Origin of the sequence: Brevundimonas sp. SL161, from assembly GCF_049896985.1 — a bacterium.
In the GTDB taxonomy this organism is placed as follows: Bacteria; Pseudomonadota; Alphaproteobacteria; order Caulobacterales; family Caulobacteraceae; genus Brevundimonas.
This window is the reverse complement of record NZ_JAFCVJ010000008.1, coordinates 51253-70155: the sequence shown is the minus strand read 5'-3', so window position 1 is coordinate 70155 and position 18903 is coordinate 51253. Positions and strand designations below refer to the sequence as shown.

Below are 18903 nucleotides of genomic sequence, written 5' to 3'. Positions count from 1 at the left end.
CCTCCCCACCCGGTCGCTTCGCGACCACCCTCCCCCGCGGGGGAGGGAGACGTTCGAGGATTAATTTCATGAACACCGCCGCCCGCAATGCCGGCCTCAAGCTCCTGCGCGAGCACGCCTTCATCGCCGGCGAGGCGATCCCCGCAGGCGCCAACGGCATCGCCGTCGACGATCCCGCGACCGGTGAAATCATCGGCCATATCCCCGACCTCGGAATCGCCGGGACGGAGCGCGCCGTCCAGGCGGCGCACGACGCCTTCCCCGACTGGTCGCGCTCGGATCCGCACAAACGCGCCGCCTTCCTGCGCGAATGGGCGCGGCTGATCGAAGAGAACACCGAGGGACTCGGCGCCCTGATGGCCATTGAAAATGGCAAGCCGTTCGAGGAGGCCAAAGGCGAGGTGACCTACGCCAACGGCTTCATCAAATGGTTCGCGGGCGAGGCCGAGCGTCTCCTTGGCGAGACCCAGGACAGTCCGCTGGGCCACGTCATCCTGACCTTCCGCGAGGCCGTCGGCCCCTGCGCCCTGATCACGCCTTGGAACTTCCCGGCCGCCATGCTGACGCGCAAGCTCGCCCCCGCCTTCGCCGCCGGCTGCACCGCCGTGGTCAAGCCGGCGTCCCAGACCCCCTTCACGGCGATCGCCCTGGCCGAACTCGCCTACAGGGCAGGCCTGCCCAAGGGCGCGCTCAGCGTCATCACCGGGGACGCGGCGACCATCGGCGGCGTCCTGACCGCCTCGCCCCTGATCCGCAAACTGTCCTTCACCGGCTCGACGCCCGTCGGTCGCAAGCTGGCCGAGCAGTGCGCCCCGACTCTCAAGCGGGTGTCGATGGAGCTGGGCGGCGCCGCCCCCCTGATCGTGTTCGAGGACGCCGATCTCGATCTCGCCGTGGCCGAGACGATCAAGGGCAAGTTCAGGAACTCGGGGCAGACCTGCGTCTGCCCCAACCGCGTCTATGTCCAGGCCTCGGTCGCCGAGGTCTATGCGACGAAACTCGCCGAGGCGGTTTCGAAGATCCCCGTCGGCCCGGCCTTCGAGGACGGGGTCAAGGTCGGCCCCCTGATCGAGGATAAGGCCATCGCCAAGGTCGAGGATCACCTGAAGCGGGTTCAGGCCTCGGGCGGCAAGGTCCTGACCGGCGGCGCGCGCCACGAACTTGGCGGCCGCTTCTTCCAGCCGACGGTGACCCTCGGCGGCGACGACGAACTGTTCCGCCACGAGGAGACCTTCGGCCCCCTGATCCCTGTCTTCCCCTTCGACACGGAAGAGGAAGCTCTGGGCAAGGCCAACGACTCCGAGTTCGGCCTCGCCTCCTACCTGTTCACCCGCGACCTCGACCGCGCCATGCGCATCGGCCGCCGCATCGAGGCAGGCATGATCGGGATCAACACCGGCCTGATCTCCACCGCCGTCGCCCCGTTCGGCGGGGTCAAACAGTCGGGCTACGGCCGCGAAGGCTCGACCCACGGCATCGAGGAATACGTCGACATCAAACAGGTCACCCTGGCGCTGAAATGAAATTCAGCCGTCGCCTGAAGCCCATGATGTGGCCCGTCGCGCTCCTGATCGCGGCCGGGCTGACGGCGCTAGCGGCCGATGCGACGACGCGGTCGGTGGAGACGGTGACACTCTACGGGCTGATCAAGCTGGCCAGCGATCTGGTGCTGGTGATTGCGCTGGCATGGCTGGTCGTCGCCTTGTTCCGGGTATTCAGACCGGCAGCGCCCCGCGCTTGACCACCGTCCGCATCGCCACGCTGGAGGACACCCGCGTCACCCCGGGTATGGTGGTCAGGGCCTTGGCGTGGACCCGCTCCAGATCGTCGACGTCGCGCACCACCAGCCGCAGCAGATAGTCTGATCCGCCGGTCATCAGATAGCATTCCACCACCTCCGGCACGCCCGTGATCGCGGTCTCGAACGCGGTCAGGGCGCTCTCGGCCTGGGACGACAGGGTCACGGTGACAAAGACGCTGATCGGAAAGCCCACGGCGCGCTCATTGATGATGGCGGCGTAGCGACTGATCACTCCCGCCCCCTCCAGAGCGCGCAGTCGACGGAGGCAGGCGCTCTCGGACAGGGCCACCGCCTTGGCCAGATCCGTGTTGGTCATCCGCCCGTCCGCTTGCAGCGCACGGAGCATCTTTCTGTCGGTCGCATCAAGCGCGACAGCGGAAATGGCCTTCATGTCTACCCTCTGCGCAAGTTTCTGCGGCTTTACGCTGATCACTTGCCGAAAAGAACAGGAACCTGCACGGCGCGGGTCGCTAGAAGATGGAGCCATCGCCCCACCGGCCCCCGGCCTCGCGGGCCCCGTCTGAACCGGAGAGATCTGATGCGCGTCGGCGTTCCCAAGGAAATCAAGAAGAACGAACACCGGGTCGGCCTGACCCCCACGGCCGTTCGGGAATACATCGCCCACGGCCATACGGTCACGGTCCAGACGGGCGCAGGCCTCGGCGCCGGCTTCCCCGACGACGCCTTCGTCAAGGCCGGTGCGACCCTGGTCCCTGACGCGGCCACGATTTTCGCGACCTCGGACATGATCGTGAAGGTCAAGGAGCCGCAGAAGGTCGAGTGGGAGATGCTGCGCGAGGACCAGATCCTCTACACCTACCTGCACCTCGCCCCCGATCCGGAACAGACCAGGGGCCTGCTGGCCTCGAAATGCGCGGCCATCGCCTATGAGACCGTCACCGACGCGCGCGGCGGCCTGCCGCTGCTGGCGCCGATGTCCGAGGTCGCCGGCCGCATCGCCGTCTTCTCGGCCGCGGAGACCCTGCTCAAGCACAACGGCGGCATGGGCCTGCTGTTCTGCGGCGTGCCGGGCGTGGCTCCGGCCCGCGTGCTGGTCCTGGGCGGCGGGGTCGTCGGCCTCAACGCCGCGCGCATGGCCATGGGCCTGGGCGCCGAGGTCGTGGTGCTGGAACGCTCGATCCCGCGCATGGCCTATATCGACGAGGTCACCAACGGCCGCGTCATCACCCGCTACTCCTCGATCGGCGCGATCGACGAAGAAGTGGTCAAGGCCGATGTCGTCATCGGCGCCGTCCTGGTGCCGGGCGCCGAGGCTCCCAAGCTGATCAAGAAGGCGCACCTCAAGTCGATGAAGCCGGGCAGCGTCCTCGTCGACGTCGCCATCGACCAGGGTGGCTGTTTCGAGACCAGCCACGCCACGACCCACGAGGATCCGACCTACGTCGTCGACGGCGTCGTTCACTACTGTGTCGCCAACATGCCGGGCGCCGCCCCGCGCACCTCTTCGGAAGCCCTGAACAACGCCACGCTTCCGTTCGGCCTGGCCCTGGCCAACCACGGCCTGGAAGCGCTGAAGAAGGACCCGCATCTGGCGCGCGGCCTCAACGTCCTCAAGGGCGAGATTACCTATCCGGCGGTCGCGGAAGCCATGGGCCTGAGCTGGTCCGATCCGTTCGGCGTCTGGGCCAAAGGCTGACTGCTACTCCCTCTCCCCTTGCGGGACCCTTGCGGGAGAGGGATCAGCTCGCGGTCGCCAGCCGCACCAGCTTGCCGTCTTCCTCGTCGGTGATGACCCAGACCGCGCCGTCCGGCCCCACGGCGACGTCGCGGATACGCTCGCCGAGGCCGGTCAGCAGCCGCTCCTCGCCGACCACGCGGTCGCCGTCCAGCACCAGCCGGGTGAGCGACTTGCCGCCCAGACCGGCGATCAGCAGGTTCCCGTCCCAGCCCGGAAACATGGCGCCGGAATAGAAGGCCTGGCCGCCCGGCGCGATCACCGGATCCCAGCGATAGACCGGCTGCTCAAGACCGGCCCGCGCCGTGATCCCCTCGTTGATCGGGGCGCCGCGGTATTCGACGCCATAGGCGATGATGGGCCAGCCGTAGTTCCTGCCGGCCTGCGGCCGGTTCAGTTCGTCGCCGCCGCGCGTGCCGTGTTCGATGGTCCAGACCGCGCCCGTGCCCGGCTGGACCGCGACGCCCTGCACGTTCCGGTGCCCCAGCGACCAGATCTCCGGCAGGGCGCCGGCCTGACCGACGAAAGGATTGTCCTGCGGGACCGACCCGTCCGCATTGATGCGGATGACCTTGCCCATATGACTGTCGAGCTGCTGGGCCTGGGGCCGCATCGGCGCGTCGGACCGCTCGCCCAGGGTGATGAAGAGATGGCCCGCCGGGTCGCAGGCCAGCGAGGAGCCGAAATGCTTGTCCCCGTCATAGGTCGGCAGGGCGCGGAAGATGACCTGAACATTTCCGACGGAAACGCCGTCTTCCGTCAGCACGCCGCGCGCGACCGAGGTGGCGTTGCCGCCCTCGCGCGGTTCGGCATAGCTCCAGAAGATCGTCCGGTCGGTGGCGAAGCCAGGCGACAGGATCACGTCGAGCAGCCCGCCCTGACCGCGCGCGTCGACAGCGGGCAGACCCGTGATCGGCGCCCCGACCTGGCCCTGGGCGCTGACAATCCGCAGGCGGCCCGGACGCTCGGTCACCAGCCAGTCTCCGTCGGGCAGCAGGGCCATGCCCCAGGGGTGCACGAGGCCAGACGCCACCACGGCGTGCCTCAGCGTCCCCTGCGTCTGGACGCCCGGCGCGCGGGTCTGGCCGGCGAAGGCGGGGGTCTGGTCGGCGCCATTGGCCGGGCGGGTCTCGACGGGCGCTCCGGGCGCGGCGGCCGGTCCAGTCTGGCCGTTGGCCCCGCAGGCGGCGCCCAGCATGAGTAGAGACGAGGCGGCAGCGAGGACGATCGGGCGCATGGGAACTCTGGGTCTGACAGGGGCGCGACCGCCCTGAAACGGCGCACAGGCTCCGCCGTTCCTGCCCCGGCTTCCACGTTACAGCAAGTCGCAGAACACACCGGCTGTTCAACTCACTTGAACCGGAGGGGCCGCGACGATATACGCACGCCTCTCGCGTCGTCCGGCCCCGGCCTGAGGACGACCGATGCGCTGGGCTGGGTAGCTCAGATGGTTAGAGCGGTGGATTCATAACCCACAGGTCGGCGGTTCGATCCCGCCTCCAGCCACCAGCGCATTTCCCCTATCTGCGGACCCTCAGGTCGGTCGGCGCCGCACGGATGCCGATGGGTCTGGCGCTCTCGATCAGGCCGTCCAGACGCTGGACCAGCTCGACCCCGGCCTCGGTCAGATAGAGGTGGCGCGACACCGCCTCGCGCCCGTTCGACGCCATCAGCAGCCAGCCGCGACCCGGTGCCCGCGCGCCGGGTTCGCCGGCGTCCAGCAAGGATCGCGACGCGCGGGACGCCGTCGCCTCGGTCGTCTCCATCAGGGCGGCCAGTTCCTTGACCCGTACCCCTGGATTCTCGGCCACATAGAGGAAGGCGAGAATCTCCGACTGAGTGATGTCGGGCGCCAGTTTCTTCAGCAAGACCAGTCCGGCCAGCAGCGTGTTTCTTCGCCGGCCGCCGGTCTCAGTCATCGGCATAGGGCGCGACCACCAGAGCCGGCGCCGGTGGGCGACGACCGGAGCGGGGTTTCCGACGCTGGAAGGCGAGGGCCGCAGTCGGGTGGACGCGCTTAACCATCTCGAACTGGCCGCGAACGGCCTCCGACTGGCGTTCTGCGTCTTCGGCGTCATGGGCGTCGATGTCGATCGTGATCGTCGCGCGAAGGCGCATTGTCTGCGCCGACGTCCGGGCGGCAGGGGTGTTCGAGATCGCAGCAGGCGGCGCGACCGACCTGGCGGCGCGGGCCGCCAGCACGGCCCAGCCGATACTGGCCTGGATCCATTCCAGCAGTTCCGCTCGCACAGGATTGATCATGCCGGATCCCATCTTTCCGTGTTCGGCCACGGCGGCAGAACAGGTCGAAATCGTGTTCCCACAATGTCGGAAATCATACTTCGTTGTAAGGTTTGGGCGCCGCCGTCAGGTTCCGTCAGGGCTTGACTATCTGCAGTGGCATCCCGCTCAAAGCCCCTGCCCGCGGAACGGGAGCGCCAATCGGCCAAGCCCGGCGTCTGCCCTTGCGCCGAAGAGCCGCAGCCCCTGGCGCCGCCTGCGCCAGCGTCAGCCCATCGGCTGACCGACCAGAAGCCCGGCCATGGCGAAGATCACCAGGGCGCGCGAAATCAACATGAACGCCGGCCCCGGTCCGCATGGCCGTAACCGCGCCGCTGGGTCTGCGCCGCACCACCGCCGCAACCGATCATGGCGACCGACGTTCACGGCAAAGGTTCAACGCTGTCCGAAGGCTCCCCCATGACCATTCGCATTCCGTCGCTTCTGGCTGTCTCCGCCATTGCCGCACTGTCGCTGGGCGTCGTCGCCTGCACCGAGGCTGAACAGGAGAAAACCGAAGCCAAGGCGGAGGTCGCCGCGGACAACGCCGGGGTCACGGCCTCGGAGGCCGCCGACAGGGCTGGCGTCGTCGCCGCCCAGGCCGGTGAAGTGATCGAGTCCGGTGCGATGAAGGCGGCCCAGGCCGTGGAGACCGGCGCCGGCAATGTCGCCGATCGTCTGGAAGCCAATCAGGCCGAGGCCGCCGCCGAGGGCCGCCCGGGCGCAGTCAACCCGGCGACGGATCAGCGCGTCCCGGCCCCGGCGCAGTAAACGGTCAGCAACGGGCGACAGAGACCTAGGAAGACAGCGGCTCCGCCAGCACCGCGTCGATCAAGGCCTTAGCCTCAGAGCTGTTCCAGTCAGCTTCTCCGGCGAAGGCGGCGCGGATCCGCCCCTGACGGTCCAGCAGGATCGTCTGGGGCATCTTGCCCTTGCCCGGAAACTCGAACGGCAATTGAAATTTCGGATCGCTGTAGAAGGGCAGCGGCAAGTGCACGTCGATGAAGCTCTTCGCGTCGGCCACCGGGTCCGCGCCCGTGTCGACATTGATCGGCAGCACCACCAGATCTCCGTCCGGATAGGCTGAGGCCAGGGCCGCGATCGTCGGCATCTCGGTGCGGCACGGGGCACACCACATGGCCCACAGATTGACCAGAACCACCTTTCCCCGGAAATCGGCAAAACGAACGTCGGCGCCGTCGCGGGTTTTGAAGACATAGTCGGGCGCAGCGTCCAGGGCGGCGGGCGTGTCCAGAGCGGCTAGCGAGCCGACCGCGAACCGGGCCAGTTCGCTCTTTTCGGCCAACGCGGGCGCCTCGGCTTTGAAAGGACCGGCGTGCATGGCGTATAGGGTGCCGACCGCTCCGCCGGCGACGACCGCCAGCGCCGACGCTCCCACGATCCAGACGCCCCTTTTCGAGCCGCTCATGCCTAACTCCAAAGACCCGGCCCACAGTACGGCCCCGGCCGGGCAGACCCTATGGGGCGGACGCTTTTCCGCCAAGCCCGCCGACATCATGCAGGCGATCAACGTCTCCATCGGCGTCGACCAACGCCTGTGGGCACAGGATCTGCGCGGCTCGCGGGCGCATTGCCGCATGCTGATCGACCAGGGCATCGTGACGGCGCAGGACGGTGCGGCCATCCTCGGCGGGCTCGACACGATCCAGGCCGAGATCGAGGCCGGGACCTTCCCCTTCCGCGACGAATACGAGGACATCCACCTGAACGTGGAGGCACGGCTGTCGGAGTTGATCGGCGAGCCGTCGGGCCGTCTGCACACGGCCCGCAGCCGCAACGATCAGGTCGCCGTCGACTTCCGCCTGTGGGTTCGGGACGCCTGCGACCGGTCGGTGGAACATCTTCAGGCCCTGCAGCGCGCCCTGCTGGCCCGCGCCGAACAGCATGCCGGCGACCTGATGCCCGGCTTCACCCATCTGCAGACGGCCCAGCCGGTCACGCTCGGCCACCACCTGATGGCCTATGTCGAGATGGCCGGTCGCGACGCGGGCCGGTTCTCCGACGCCCGCGCGCGCATGAACGAGAGCCCGCTCGGCGCCGCCGCCCTGGCCGGCTCGCCCTTCCCAATCGACCGCCATGCGACGGCGGCCGCGCTCGGCTTCGACCGGCCGATGGGCAATTCGCTGGACGCCGTCTCGGACCGTGATTTCGCGCTGGAGACCCTGGCCGCCGCCTCGATCACCGCGGGCCACCTGTCGCGCCTGGCCGAGGAGATCGTGATCTGGATGACGCCAATGTTCGGTTTCGTCTCCTTGCCCGACGACCTGACCACCGGCTCGTCGATCATGCCGCAGAAGCGCAACCCCGACGCCGCCGAATTGGTCCGCGCCAAGACCGGCCGGATCATGGGATCGTTCGTCGCCCTGTCGACCGTCATGAAGGGCCTGCCGCTCGCCTATTCCAAGGACATGCAGGAGGACAAGCCGCCGGTGTTCGAGGCCATGGACGCCCTGGACCTGGCCCTGACCGCCATGACGGCCATGGTTTCCGCCTTCCGTCCGAATACGGAACGGATGGCTGAGGCCGCCGGATGGGGCTTCTCCACCGCCACCGATCTGGCCGACTGGCTCGTGCGCGAGGCTGACCTGCCGTTCCGCCAGGCGCACCATGTTACAGGCGCGGCGGTGAAGCGGGCGGAACAGCTGGGCGTGGGTCTGGCGCAACTGCCGCTCGCCGAATTGCAGAGCCTGCATCCCGGCGTCACCGAAGCCGTTTACAAGGTGCTCACGCCTGAAGCTTCCTGCGCCAGCCGCCAGAGTTTCGGGGGAACCGCGCCGGAACAGGTCCGCGCGCGCATCGCCGATTGGAAAGTCCGACTGTCATGACCAAGGTCCTCACCCTCGGCGCCCTCGCCATTCTCGCTGTCGCCGCCGCCGGCTGCGGCCGGATGGCCGACCTGGAGAGTCCGGCGCCGCGCCAGACCGAGCGCGCGCCGCGCGACGCCCGCGCCCCGGCCCTGCCCGACCCGGCGACGATCAACCGTGCGTCCAGCCAGCAGCCGATCGACGGCGGCCCCTCCAACCCCATCGGCGGCACCGCCGCCGGTCGCGAGCCTCAATAGATCTTGGATCACTTTGAACTCAGGGACGGCACCCTCCACGCCGAGGGCGTCGACCTGACCATTCTGGCGACCGAGGTCGGCACCCCGGTCTACGTCTATTCGAGCGCCACACTGACGCGGCATTACCGGGTGTTGCGCGAGGCGCTGGACGCCCATCCGTCGGTGCTGGGCGACAGTCTGATCGCCTTCGCGGTCAAGTCGAATTCCAACCTGTCAGTACTGGCGACCCTGGCCCGTCTCGGCTGCGGCGCCGACACGGTGTCGGAGGGAGAGATCCGGCGCGCGCTCAAGGCGGGCATCCCGGGCGACCGCATCATCTTCTCGGGCGTGGGCAAGACCGACGCCGAACTGGCCTTCGCCCTCGAGGTCGGGGTGCGCCAGATCAATGTCGAGAGCGTGCCCGAACTGGACCGCCTCATCGCCATCGCCGAGGCGAAGGGCGCCAAGCCCGACGTCGCCATCCGGGTGAACCCGAAGATCGGCGCCGGCGGTCATGCCAAGATCACCACGGGCGGAGAGGGCGACAAGTTCGGTGTCCCGGCCGACGAGGCGATGGCCCTCTACGCCCGCGCCGCCGCCAGCCCGCACCTGAACCCGGTGGCGCTGGCCTGCCATATCGGCAGCCAGATCACCGACCTGGCGCCGCTGGAGGCCGCCTTCAGCCTGTTGCGCAAACTGACCGAGACCCTGCGTCAGCAGGGGCTGCCGGTGACCCGCATCGACCTCGGCGGCGGCCTTGGCGTGCCCTACACCGGCGGAGCGACAACCGCCTCGCCCGCCGACTATGCCGCCATGGTCGCCCGCGTGCTGGACGGCCTGGACGTCGAGGCGGCGTTCGAGCCCGGCCGCCTGCTGGCCGCCAATGCCGGGGTCCTGCTGACCCGGGTCATCCAGGTCACCGAACGGGCAGACGGCCGAAAATTCCTGGTGCTGGACGCGGCCATGAACGACCTGATGCGCCCGGCCATGTATGACGCCTTCCACGAGGTGAAGCCCGTGGTCCCGCGCGAGGGCGCCGAAGTCGTCTATGACATCGTCGGTCCCGTCTGTGAGACCGGCGACACCTTCGCTCGCGGCCGTTCGCTCGCCCCGCTGCAGGCCGGCGATCTCGTCGTCTTCACCGGCGCCGGCGCCTACGGGGCGGTGATGTCGAGCGAATACAACTCCCGCCCGCTGGTCCCCGAGGTGCTAGTCGACGGCGACCGCTGGGCCGTAGTGAGGGCGCGGCCGTCGTATGAAGAAATGCTGGCGCGCGAGACGACGGCGGAGTGGCTAGCCTAGAAACCGCGTCACCGCCGCCAGGAACCGCGTCGGCTGGTCGATCATGACCATGTGTTCGGCGCCCTCGATCCGTTCGAACCGGGCGGGCGCTCGCAGGTTGCGGTAGCCGGCGGCGAACAGGGCATCCAGATGGGCGCGCGGCGAGTTCCCGTCTGCGCTCCAGCCATAGACGACGGTCACCGGCGCCGCGATGTCCGGCAAACGACTGCGCAGGTCCGTGGTCATGACCTCGTAGAGGCCCTGGGCCAGAACCTGACGGTCGCCGCCCTGCCAGCCGAGCGTCCCGAACACGCTGTCGGCCGCACCGCCGAGCTGTTCGCCCAGCAGTATTCCCTGCGTCCGCAAGGCCTCGTCGCCGAGAAACAGCAGGGCCTGATAGGCGATCTGGGCCAGGGGTTCGACATCTCCGACCGTCGCGCCCGGGCTGATCAGGGAGGGGAAAAAGGGCGTCGCATCGACCACCATGACCCGGCCGACCTGGCCGCCGCGCCGGTCCCGCCCCGCGTCGGCGGCGGCCCTCAGCGCCACCAGCCCGCCCATCGAATGACCGATGACCGCAGGCCGTCGCAGGCCCTGCGAGGCGATGTAGCGCCGCAGCTCCGCCGCCACCGGCGCCACCAGCGCCCCGTCCACGTTCGCCCCGGCCGGGACGTTGCCGAAGCCCCGGATGGAGACGAGGTGAACCCGGTAGCGGTCGTCCAGCCGGTTCGCTGTCCGCGCCCAGACGTCGCTGGTCGAGGCCAGGCCGGGGATCAGGATCACATCGGGTCCCTCGCCCCGGACCGTGACGACCAGCCGGTCGGATCGGAACGCCCCGCTCGACTGCGCCTGGGCGACAGTCGGGAGGATGAACAGGGCGATTGAGATGATCAGGGCGCGCAACATGTCAGGACCCTGAACGGGGAAGTGGGCAAAGGGTTGACCGGTCGACCCTTGATCTTCGCCTCGCAACGGCGCGAAATATGGCAGACAAGTGTCCGTCTGGGGAGGCGACTATGACTATCCGGAAATATGCGATCGCGACCGCCATGGTAATTTTCTGGGCCGCTGCGGCGCAGGCCCAGACGGCTCCGCCTCAGGAAAAGGTGCTGGGCGGCGCCCCCGCGCCGGTTCAGGAAGCCACCGGGCCCGAGTGGTGGGCCTTCTCTCGCGCAGAGGCGAAACACTATCTGATCGACGTCAACAGCGTCGTCCGGACCGGCGACGAGCTGACGGTCATGGTCGCCCGCGTGCCCATGGACACGACCGCCAGAGACTATTCCCATACGGTCGACCAGTTCGGCATCCGCTGCAACGGCCGTCAGTCGCATGTCGCCACCACGAGCGACGCCTTCGCGGATGGCGTGCCCGAGGAACCCTACGACACCGAGGAGCCGTGGGAATCGATCGCCCCCGACAGCTTCGACGACGCCATCCGCGAGATCAGCTGCGAGGACATGCGCCCCTCGCCGCCGTCCTATGCGAGCGTGAAGGCCTATATCGACGCGGGCCGGCCCTGAGACTGATCCTGGCTGTCGCCGTCAGACGTCGACGGCGGCGTCCAGGGCGTTTTCCTGGATGAACTCGCGGCGCGGCTCGACCACGTCGCCCATCAGCTTGGCGAACAGATCGTCGGCGTCATCGGCGTGGTCGACCTGGACGCGCAGCAGGGTGCGGGCGTTGACGTCCAGGGTCGTCTCCCACAGCTGCTCCGGGTTCATCTCGCCCAGACCCTTGTAGCGCTGGATCGACAGGCCCTTCTTGCCGGCGTCGAGCACGGCATTGAGCAGGTCGAGCGGACCCCGGATCGTTGTCGACTTGTCCTTGCGGCGATAGGTGGCGGGCGCCGCGAACACGCCCTCGAACGCACTCGCCCGTTCGGCCAGGCGACGCGCGTCCAGCGAGCGGATCAGCGCCTCTTCCAGCACGATGGTCTCCTGCACCGCGCGGCGTGATCGGGTGAAGACCACGGCGCCCTGCTCTCCGGGCTCGCCTGTCCACGCCCCGTCGCCTTCCTCCGCATAGAGGTTCAGCCGCGCGGCCGCAGCGGCGGACACCCCGGCCATGTCGGCCTCATCGGCGAACAGACCGGCCAGCGCCGCCTGTTCGATGGCGAAGGCCGGAGCGCGCTGGCTCAAACGGTCGACGCTGGCGCTATAGGCCTTGGCGTCACGCACCAGGGACTGCAGATCAAGACCCATCCGGCGTTCACCGTTCGACAGGTCCAGCTCGGCCTCCGATGACCCTTCCTCGATCAGGTAGGAGTCCATCTCGGACTGGTCCTTGAGATACCGGCTCTGCTTGCCCTTAGCGACTTTGTAGAGCGGCGGCTGGGCGATATAGACGTGGCCGCGTGTGATCAGCTCCGGCATCTGACGATAGAAGAAAGTCAGGAGCAGGGTCCGGATGTGGGCGCCGTCGACGTCGGCGTCGGCCATCAGGATGATCTTGTGGTAGCGCAGCTTGTCGGCGTTGAAGTCGTCACGCCCGATGCCGGTGCCGAGCGCAAGGATCAGGGTTCCGATCAGTTCGGACGACAGCATCCGGTCGAACCGGGCGCGCTCGACGTTGAGGATCTTGCCACGCAGCGGCAGGACGGCCTGGTTCTCGCGGTTGCGGGCCTGTTTGGCCGAGCCGCCGGCGGAATCGCCCTCGACGATGAACAGCTCGGACTTGGCCGGATCGCGCTCCTGACAGTCGGCCAGCTTGCCGGGCAGGCTGGAGATTTCCAGCGCCGACTTGCGCCGGGTCAGGTCGCGCGCCTTGCGGGCCGCCTCACGCGCCGAGGCCGCCTCGATGATCTTGCCGACGACCTGTTTGGCCTCCAGCGGATGTTCCTCGAACCATTGCGCCAGCCCTTCGGAGCAGAGCCCCTCGACCGCCGGCCGCACCTCGGACGAGACCAGCTTGTCCTTGGTCTGGGAGCTGAATTTGGGATCCGGCACCTTGACCGACAGGACGCAGGTCAGACCTTCGCGCGCGTCTTCGCCAGTGACGGAGACCTTCTCCTTCTTGCCGGCGCCGGAGCTCTCGATATAGGCGCCCATGACGCGGGTCAGGCTGGTGCGGAAGGCTGAGAGGTGGGTGCCTCCATCCCGCTGCGGGATGTTGTTGGTGAAGCACAACATGGTCTCGTGGTAGGAGTCGTTCCACCACAGGGCCAGGTCGATCTCGATATTGTCCTTCTTGCCGCGAATGACGATGACGTCCTTCAGGATCGGCGTCTTGGACTTGTCCAGGTGGCGCACGAAGGCCTCCACGCCACCCTCGTAATGCAGCAGGATATCGACGGCTTCGGCATGGCGATGGTCTTGCAGCTTGATGACAACGCCCGAGTTCAGGAAGGCCAGCTCCCGCAGGCGATGCTCCAGCGTCTTCAGGTCGAAGTCGATGTGGGCGAAGGTCGTGATCGAGGGATAGAAGGTCACCTGGGTGCCGCTCAGAACCTTGCCGTTCTCGCGTATCGGGGCCTCGCCCGTCACCCGCAGGCTCTCGACCGTGTCGCCCCGCTCGAACTTCATCTCGTGGCGCTGGCCGTTACGGAAGATGACCAGCTTCAGCCAGTCCGAAAGGGCGTTGACCACCGACACGCCCACGCCGTGCAGACCGCCGGAGACCTTGTACGAGTTCTGGTCGAATTTCCCGCCAGCGTGCAGCTGGGTCATGATGACCTCTGCGGCCGACACGCCTTCCCCGGCGTGGATATCGACCGGGATGCCGCGCCCATTATCGGTCACCGTGACCGAGCCGTCGGCGTTCAGGATCACCTCGACGAGATCGGCGTGACCGGCCAGGGCCTCGTCGATGGCGTTGTCGACGACTTCGTACACCATGTGATGCAGGCCGGACCCGTCGTCGGTATCACCGATATACATTCCAGGGCGTTTGCGCACCGCGTCCAGGCCCTTGAGAACCTTGATGGATTCCGCGCCATAGGCGGCCTCTTCGGCCGTGTCTTCGGTGCGTGCGCTCAGGGGTTCGTCGGTCATTCAATCGTCCGGAGACGCGGGTGTCGCGGACCGCGCCCTGCGCCGTCCAACCCGCTGAGAAATGGCATTTGCCTGGCGACCGATTCAGGCCGCCCGGATGCGTCGTTTATATAGGAATTCGCAGGCGAAAAGCGAGCGATCAGGACGTTTTGCGGCCTTGTCCCTCGCCGGTTGAGACCCAATATCTGGCGTTCACCCATCAAGAGACACACCAGCCCTATCCAGGAGCGCCGATGCCGCATGCCGACAGCCTGATTTCCACCCTGGTCGCGGGCTTCGTGCTGGCTTTCGTGTTCGGCATGATCGCCAATCGGCTGAAGCTGTCGCCCCTGGTTGGCTATCTGGTGGCGGGCATCGCGGTAGGTCCCCACACCATCGGTTTCGTGGCTGACACCACCCTGGCGCCCCAACTGGCGGAAATCGGCGTCATCCTGCTGATGTTCGGCGTGGGCCTGCATTTCTCGCCCGCCGACCTGATGAAGGTCAGGAAGGTCGCCATTCCGGGGGCTCTGGTGCAGATCGCTTCCGCGACGGTGCTGGGCTGGGCGCTGGGCCGGTTCGCCATGGGCATGTCGGACATGGAGGGATTGCTCATGGGGTTCGCCCTGTCGGTCGCCTCCACCGTCGTCCTGATGCGGGCGCTGGAGGAGCGCCGCCAGAACAAGGGCGAGGTCGGCCGCATCGCGGTCGGCTGGCTGATCGTCGAAGACCTGGTCATCGTCATCGCCCTTGTCATGTTGCCGATGATCATCCTGACCAACGGCCAGGTCGTCGATCCGGCCGCCCTGGCCCTGAACGTCAGCTGGACCCTGCTGAAGGTCGCAGGTTTCGTGGTCGCCATGCTGTTCGTCGGCGGCAAGGTCCTGCCCTGGATCCTGGTGCGGATCGCCCATACCCGGTCGCGCGAACTGTTCACCCTAGGCGTCCTGGCCATCGCCCTCGGCATCGCCTGGATCGCCTACTATTTGTTCCATTCCTTTGCGCTCGGCGCCTTCCTGGCCGGTCTCGTGCTGAACGGCACGCCGCTCGGCCACAACGCGGCGGAGCGATCACTGCCGTTACGCGACGCCTTCGCAGTCCTGTTTTTCGTCTCGGTCGGCATGCTTTTCGACCCCATGATCCTCATCGAGCGCCCCCTGTCGGTGCTGGGCGTCCTCGGCATCGTCATCGTCGGCAAGACTCTCGCCGCACTGGCCATCACCCACAGTTTCGGTCTGGACCGGGCCACCGGTCTGACCGTCGCCGCCAGCCTGGCCCAGGTCGGGGAATTCTCCTTCATCCTGGCCGCGCTCGGAGTCTCGCTGGGGGCGTTGCGACAGGAGACCCACGACCTCATCCTGGCCGCCGCCCTGCTATCGATCTCGCTCAACCCCTTGGTTTTCCTGGTCATGGACAGTCTCGGGGGCAAGCCGCCCAACCCGCGCGTCGAAGGTGAAGCCAACCCGGCGACGGCATAGAGAAAATATTCCTTTTCCCCCTTGATCGTGCGCGCGGGCGAACCCACTTCACAAACAGGTTTTTGAAATCCTGAATACGGCGGCGTTCGTCCGTTTTGTCCGTTTCGTCAGCGTGTTTTCGACGGACGAAACGGACGCGTCATCCCGGCGTCAGCGCCCCACCCTCAACCCGCACGAAGGTCGCCCGCCCGACCAGCGGCTCGAACAGCTCGGCCTCGGTCCCGGTCATGAAGGCCTGCAGGCCCAGGGCCGTGATCTCGTCGAACAGGGCCGCCCGCCGATGGGAATCCAGATGCGCCGGCGCCTCGTCCAGCAGCAGGACCGGCGCGGCCCCGCCTCCCGACAGCCGCCCGACCTGGGCCAGGATCAGGTTGAGGACCAGGGCCTTCTGCTCGCCCGATGACCCCTCCGCTGCGGGTCGGTTCTTCTCCCGGTGCAGCGCGGTCAGGTCGGCCCGATGCGGCCCGAACAGCGACCGGCCCGCCGCCCCGTCCCGGCTCCGCGCCCGCGCCATCCCCTCGCGGATCGAACCCGCCAGGGCCTCCTCCTCAGCGCCGCACTCAGCCAGTCGCTCCGTTTCCCCGACCAGAGCCAGATCCGCCTGCGGGAAGGGCCGTTCCGAGCGAGCGTCGATCGCCGCCTGCAGCACCGCCAGCGCCCGCGCCCGCGCCGTCGCCGCCCGCGCCCCGGTCTCGCCCAGCCGCGCTTCCAGCGCATCGAGCCACAGCGGATCGGCTTCCCGCCCCTCGGCCCCGTCGATCAGCAGCCGCAGCCGCTCGCGCAGCGCCTTCTCGTATCCCGCGACCGCCGCCGCATGTCGGGGGTCGGCGGCGAACACCAGCCGGTCGAAGAACTTCAGCCGCTCGGCCCGCGCATCGGAGAACAGCCGGTCCTGCTCCGGCGTCGCCCAGACGGGCCTCAGATAGTCCAGCAACCGCCCGGGCTGGGCCGTCTCCCCGTCGATCCGCACCATCCGCCGCCCGGCCCCGGCGACCTGCACGCCCGTGCCCAGACGGACTTCGTCGCCATCAGCGCCGTCCAGCGTCAGCGCCACGGCCCAGGCTCGCCCCCCCGGCTCACCCGGCTCCCGCCGCCCCATCTCCTGCGCCGTCGCGGACCTCAGCCCCCTGCCCGGCGTGAACAGGCTCAGCGCCTCCAGCAGATTGGTCTTCCCCGCCCCGTTCGGCCCATGCAGCACCACCGGCCCCGCCGGAATGGGCAGGGCCGCAGAGGCATAGGACCGGAAATCGGTGAGGGTGAGGGAGGTAATCACGAGGGGCGAACCCGCCGCCTCGGGCTTAAACCCGCAGCGGCATCAGCACGTACTGGACGCCCGGATCACCCGGATCCAGCACCAGGGTGGGCGAGGCCGGGTCGGCGAACATGAAGGTGGCGTTCTCACCCGTGATCTGGCCGGCGACGTCGAGCAGGTAGCGGGCATTGAAGCCGATCTCGAACGGGGCTTCGGAATAGCCGATCTCGACCTCCTCGACGCCCTGGCCGGCCTCCATGTTGCGCACGGTCAGCGTGACGCGATCCAGCTCGAAAGCCAGTTTCACCGAGCGGCTCTTCTCGGCCGAGATGGTGGCGACGCGGTCGACGGCGGAGGCGAAGACGGCGTTGTCGATGTCGGCCTGTTTGTCGTTCCCCTTGGGGATGACGCGCATATAGTCCGGGAAGGCGCCGTCGATGACCTTGGACGTCAGGGACGCCTGGCCGAACTCGAAACGAATCTTCTGCGGCGAGACCTGGATCTCGACCGGGCCCGAGCCGTCGTCGAGCAGGCGACGGACTTGATCGATGGTCTTGCGCGGCACGATCACGCCGGGACCGCCGGCTGCGCCTTCCGGCGCCGGGGTCTCGGCCAGGGCCAAGCGGTGGCCGTCGGTCGCCACCGCGCGCAGCAGGGGGATCCCGCCCTCCGACACGGTGTGGAGATAGAGGCCGTTGAGATAGTAGCGTGTCTCTTCGGTCGAGACAGCGAAGCGGGTCTTGTCGATCAGACGCGCCAGATCTTCCTTCATCAGGGTGAAGCGTGTGCCCGAGGTCTCGGTCGACATGACCGGGAAGTCGCCGGCCGGCAGGACCGGCAGGTTGAACTTGGACCGGCCCGCCTGGACCGTCAGTCGCGGATCGTCGCCGTTGTAGATCAGGGCGACCTCGGCCCCGTCCGGGAGCTTGCGGACGATCTCGTAGAGGGTGTGGGCCGGCGCGGTGATCTGGCCCTCGACCTGGACGGTCGCATCGGCCTCGTCGACCATCTCCATGTCCAGATCGGTGGCGGCGAAGCTCAGCTTGTCGCGCCCCGCCGACAGCAGGACGTTGGACAGGATCGGAATTGTGTTCCGGCGCTCGACCACGCTCTGAACGTGGCCAAGGGCCTTCAGGAGCGCGGAACGTTCGATGGTCAGTTGCATGTCGTCTCAGGGCCCGGGGCGAGCTGAATCAGCGGTCGCCGATAGTCGTGGTCCCGGACACTAAAGGATTGGCGGCCGGGAGCAACCGTAGGGTCAGGCTTCCTCGTCCCCAGCCAGCCCCATCATGTGGAAGCCCGCGTCAACGTGGATGACTTCGCCCGTGGTGGAGAAGCCGAGGTCCGAGCACAGCCACAGGGCGGCGCCGGCGACGCCCTCCATTGAGGTGTCCTCCTTCATCGCCGACATGGCGCGGCCCTGGGCGATCATGCCCCGACCGCCGGAGATGCCGGCCAGAGACAGGGTGCGCATGGCGCCGGCCGAGATGGCGTTGACGCGGATGCCGCGCGGACCCAGATCGCGGGCAATGTAGCGGGTCGCCGCCTCCAGCGCCGCCTTGGCCACGCCCATGGTGTTGTAGTTCGGAATGGCCCGCTCCGAGCCGAGGTATGTCATGGTGATCATAGACCCGCCGTTCGGCATGATCTTCGACGCCCGCCGGGCCACATCGACAAAGCTGAAGCAGGAGATGTTCATGGCCAGCAGGAAGCTGTCGCGCGAGGTGTTGTCGACGAACGAGCCCTTGAGCTCGTCCTTGTTGGCGAAGGCGACGGAGTGGACGACGAAATCGATCGTGCCGAACTCGGCCTCGAGCTGTTCAAAGGCGGAGTCCATCGAGGCGTCGTCGGTGACGTCGGCCTGGATCAGCAGTCTGGCGCCGACGCTTTCGGCCAGCGGGCGCACGCGGCGCTCCAGCCCCTCGCCCATATAGGTGAAGGCCAGTTCGGCCCCCTGCGCGGCCAACTGGGAGGCGATGCCCCAGGCGATGGAGTTCGAGTTCGCGACCCCCATGACCAGGCCCTTCTTGCCCTTCATGAGTTCGCCTGCGGGCATGTTCCAGCCGCTCTCGCTCGCCATGGTCGT

General features: G+C 67.9%; 19 protein-coding genes and 1 tRNA gene. 10 read left to right on the top strand and 10 right to left on the bottom strand.

What is annotated here, in order from left to right:
* Positions 1-68: 68 nt before the first annotated feature.
* Both ACP7AU_RS08055 and ACP7AU_RS08050 read left to right on the top strand, forming a co-directional pair.
* Positions 69-1523, top strand: coding sequence for an NAD-dependent succinate-semialdehyde dehydrogenase (locus ACP7AU_RS08055; protein ID WP_426037878.1), 1455 nt, complete (start codon positions 69-71; stop codon positions 1521-1523).
* Entirely contained in the window at positions 1520-1741 is a 222-nt protein-coding gene (locus tag ACP7AU_RS08050; RefSeq protein WP_426037876.1) for a hypothetical protein, read from the top strand. Before ACP7AU_RS08055 ends, ACP7AU_RS08050 begins: the two co-directional genes overlap by 4 nt.
* Here ACP7AU_RS08050 and ACP7AU_RS08045 read toward each other — a convergent pair.
* The gene (locus ACP7AU_RS08045) at positions 1716-2192 is read right to left on the bottom strand and encodes an Lrp/AsnC family transcriptional regulator (protein WP_426037874.1); all 477 of its coding nucleotides are present in this window, start codon (positions 2190-2192) and stop codon (positions 1716-1718) included. The genes ACP7AU_RS08050 and ACP7AU_RS08045 overlap by 26 nt on opposite strands.
* A 147-nt stretch (positions 2193-2339) precedes the next feature.
* Here ACP7AU_RS08045 and ald point away from each other — a divergent pair, with 147 nt between their 5' ends.
* Positions 2340-3458 (top strand): alanine dehydrogenase, encoded by a 1119-nt coding sequence (gene ald, locus ACP7AU_RS08040; protein ID WP_426037872.1) that lies wholly within the window; start codon positions 2340-2342, stop codon positions 3456-3458.
* A gap of 43 nt (positions 3459-3501) precedes the next feature.
* On the opposite strand, the gene ACP7AU_RS08035 is transcribed toward ald, so the two are convergent.
* Complete coding sequence (locus ACP7AU_RS08035; protein WP_426051071.1) at positions 3502-4734, bottom strand: PQQ-dependent sugar dehydrogenase; 1233 nt, start codon at positions 4732-4734, stop codon at positions 3502-3504.
* Between the two features lie 195 nt (positions 4735-4929).
* Here ACP7AU_RS08035 and ACP7AU_RS08030 point away from each other — a divergent pair.
* Positions 4930-5006, top strand: a tRNA-Met gene (locus tag ACP7AU_RS08030).
* An 11-nt stretch (positions 5007-5017) separates the two neighbouring features.
* On the opposite strand, the gene ACP7AU_RS08025 is transcribed toward ACP7AU_RS08030, so the two are convergent.
* Both ACP7AU_RS08025 and ACP7AU_RS08020 read right to left on the bottom strand, forming a co-directional pair.
* The gene (locus tag ACP7AU_RS08025) at positions 5018-5422 is read right to left on the bottom strand and encodes a MarR family transcriptional regulator (RefSeq protein ID WP_426037868.1); all 405 of its coding nucleotides are present in this window, start codon (positions 5420-5422) and stop codon (positions 5018-5020) included.
* Positions 5409-5759 carry a hypothetical protein gene (locus tag ACP7AU_RS08020; protein WP_426037866.1) on the bottom strand — a complete coding sequence of 117 codons (351 nt, stop codon included), beginning with the start codon at positions 5757-5759 and terminating at the stop codon, positions 5409-5411. Before ACP7AU_RS08020 ends, ACP7AU_RS08025 begins: the two co-directional genes overlap by 14 nt.
* Positions 5760-6197: 438 nt before the next feature.
* On the opposite strand from ACP7AU_RS08020, the gene ACP7AU_RS08015 reads away from it, so the two are divergent.
* Entirely contained in the window at positions 6198-6548 is a 351-nt protein-coding gene (locus ACP7AU_RS08015) for a hypothetical protein (protein WP_426037864.1), read from the top strand.
* Between the two features lie 25 nt (positions 6549-6573).
* Here ACP7AU_RS08015 and ACP7AU_RS08010 read toward each other — a convergent pair whose 3' ends face one another.
* Complete coding sequence (locus ACP7AU_RS08010; RefSeq protein WP_426051070.1) at positions 6574-7206, bottom strand: TlpA family protein disulfide reductase; 633 nt, start codon at positions 7204-7206, stop codon at positions 6574-6576.
* Here ACP7AU_RS08010 and argH point away from each other — a divergent pair.
* From argH to lysA, 3 genes are read left to right on the top strand one after another with little or no spacing between them, the layout of a single operon-like run.
* A complete protein-coding gene (gene argH / locus ACP7AU_RS08005; RefSeq protein ID WP_426037860.1) occupies positions 7205-8623 on the top strand; it encodes an argininosuccinate lyase in 1419 nt (472 codons plus the stop codon). The two genes, ACP7AU_RS08010 and argH, sit on opposite strands and share 2 nt — an antisense overlap.
* Positions 8620-8859 (top strand): hypothetical protein, encoded by a 240-nt coding sequence (locus ACP7AU_RS08000; RefSeq protein ID WP_426051069.1) that lies wholly within the window; start codon positions 8620-8622, stop codon positions 8857-8859. Before argH ends, ACP7AU_RS08000 begins: the two co-directional genes overlap by 4 nt.
* A gap of 3 nt (positions 8860-8862) precedes the next feature.
* The gene (gene lysA, locus ACP7AU_RS07995) at positions 8863-10140 is read left to right on the top strand and encodes a diaminopimelate decarboxylase (protein ID WP_426051068.1); all 1278 of its coding nucleotides are present in this window, start codon (positions 8863-8865) and stop codon (positions 10138-10140) included.
* On the opposite strand, the gene ACP7AU_RS07990 is transcribed toward lysA, so the two are convergent.
* Entirely contained in the window at positions 10132-11025 is an 894-nt protein-coding gene (locus ACP7AU_RS07990) for an alpha/beta fold hydrolase (RefSeq protein WP_426051067.1), read from the bottom strand. The two genes, lysA and ACP7AU_RS07990, sit on opposite strands and share 9 nt — an antisense overlap.
* A gap of 110 nt (positions 11026-11135) precedes the next feature.
* On the opposite strand from ACP7AU_RS07990, the gene ACP7AU_RS07985 reads away from it, so the two are divergent.
* Positions 11136-11639 (top strand): surface-adhesin E family protein, encoded by a 504-nt coding sequence (locus tag ACP7AU_RS07985; RefSeq protein WP_426051066.1) that lies wholly within the window; start codon positions 11136-11138, stop codon positions 11637-11639.
* 21 nt (positions 11640-11660) lie between these two features.
* Here the strand turns inward: ACP7AU_RS07985 and gyrB are convergent, their stop codons facing one another.
* Positions 11661-14108: a DNA topoisomerase (ATP-hydrolyzing) subunit B gene (gyrB, locus tag ACP7AU_RS07980; RefSeq protein ID WP_426037849.1), complete on the bottom strand. Its 2448-nt coding sequence runs from the start codon at positions 14106-14108 to the stop codon at positions 11661-11663.
* Positions 14109-14341: 233 nt separating this feature from the next.
* On the opposite strand from gyrB, the gene ACP7AU_RS07975 reads away from it, so the two are divergent.
* Entirely contained in the window at positions 14342-15565 is a 1224-nt protein-coding gene (locus ACP7AU_RS07975) for a cation:proton antiporter (protein ID WP_426051065.1), read from the top strand.
* A gap of 139 nt (positions 15566-15704) precedes the next feature.
* Here the strand turns inward: ACP7AU_RS07975 and recF are convergent, their stop codons facing one another.
* From recF to ACP7AU_RS07960, 3 genes are all read right to left on the bottom strand, one after another.
* A complete protein-coding gene (recF, locus tag ACP7AU_RS07970; protein ID WP_426037845.1) occupies positions 15705-16838 on the bottom strand; it encodes a DNA replication/repair protein RecF in 1134 nt (377 codons plus the stop codon).
* Positions 16839-16863: 25 nt separating this feature from the next.
* Positions 16864-17982 carry a DNA polymerase III subunit beta gene (gene dnaN / locus ACP7AU_RS07965; protein WP_303696651.1) on the bottom strand — a complete coding sequence of 373 codons (1119 nt, stop codon included), beginning with the start codon at positions 17980-17982 and terminating at the stop codon, positions 16864-16866.
* 93 nt (positions 17983-18075) lie between these two features.
* The gene (locus ACP7AU_RS07960; protein ID WP_426038467.1) at positions 18076-18873 is read right to left on the bottom strand and encodes an enoyl-ACP reductase FabI; all 798 of its coding nucleotides are present in this window, start codon (positions 18871-18873) and stop codon (positions 18076-18078) included.
* Between the last annotated feature and the right edge of the window lie 30 nt (positions 18874-18903).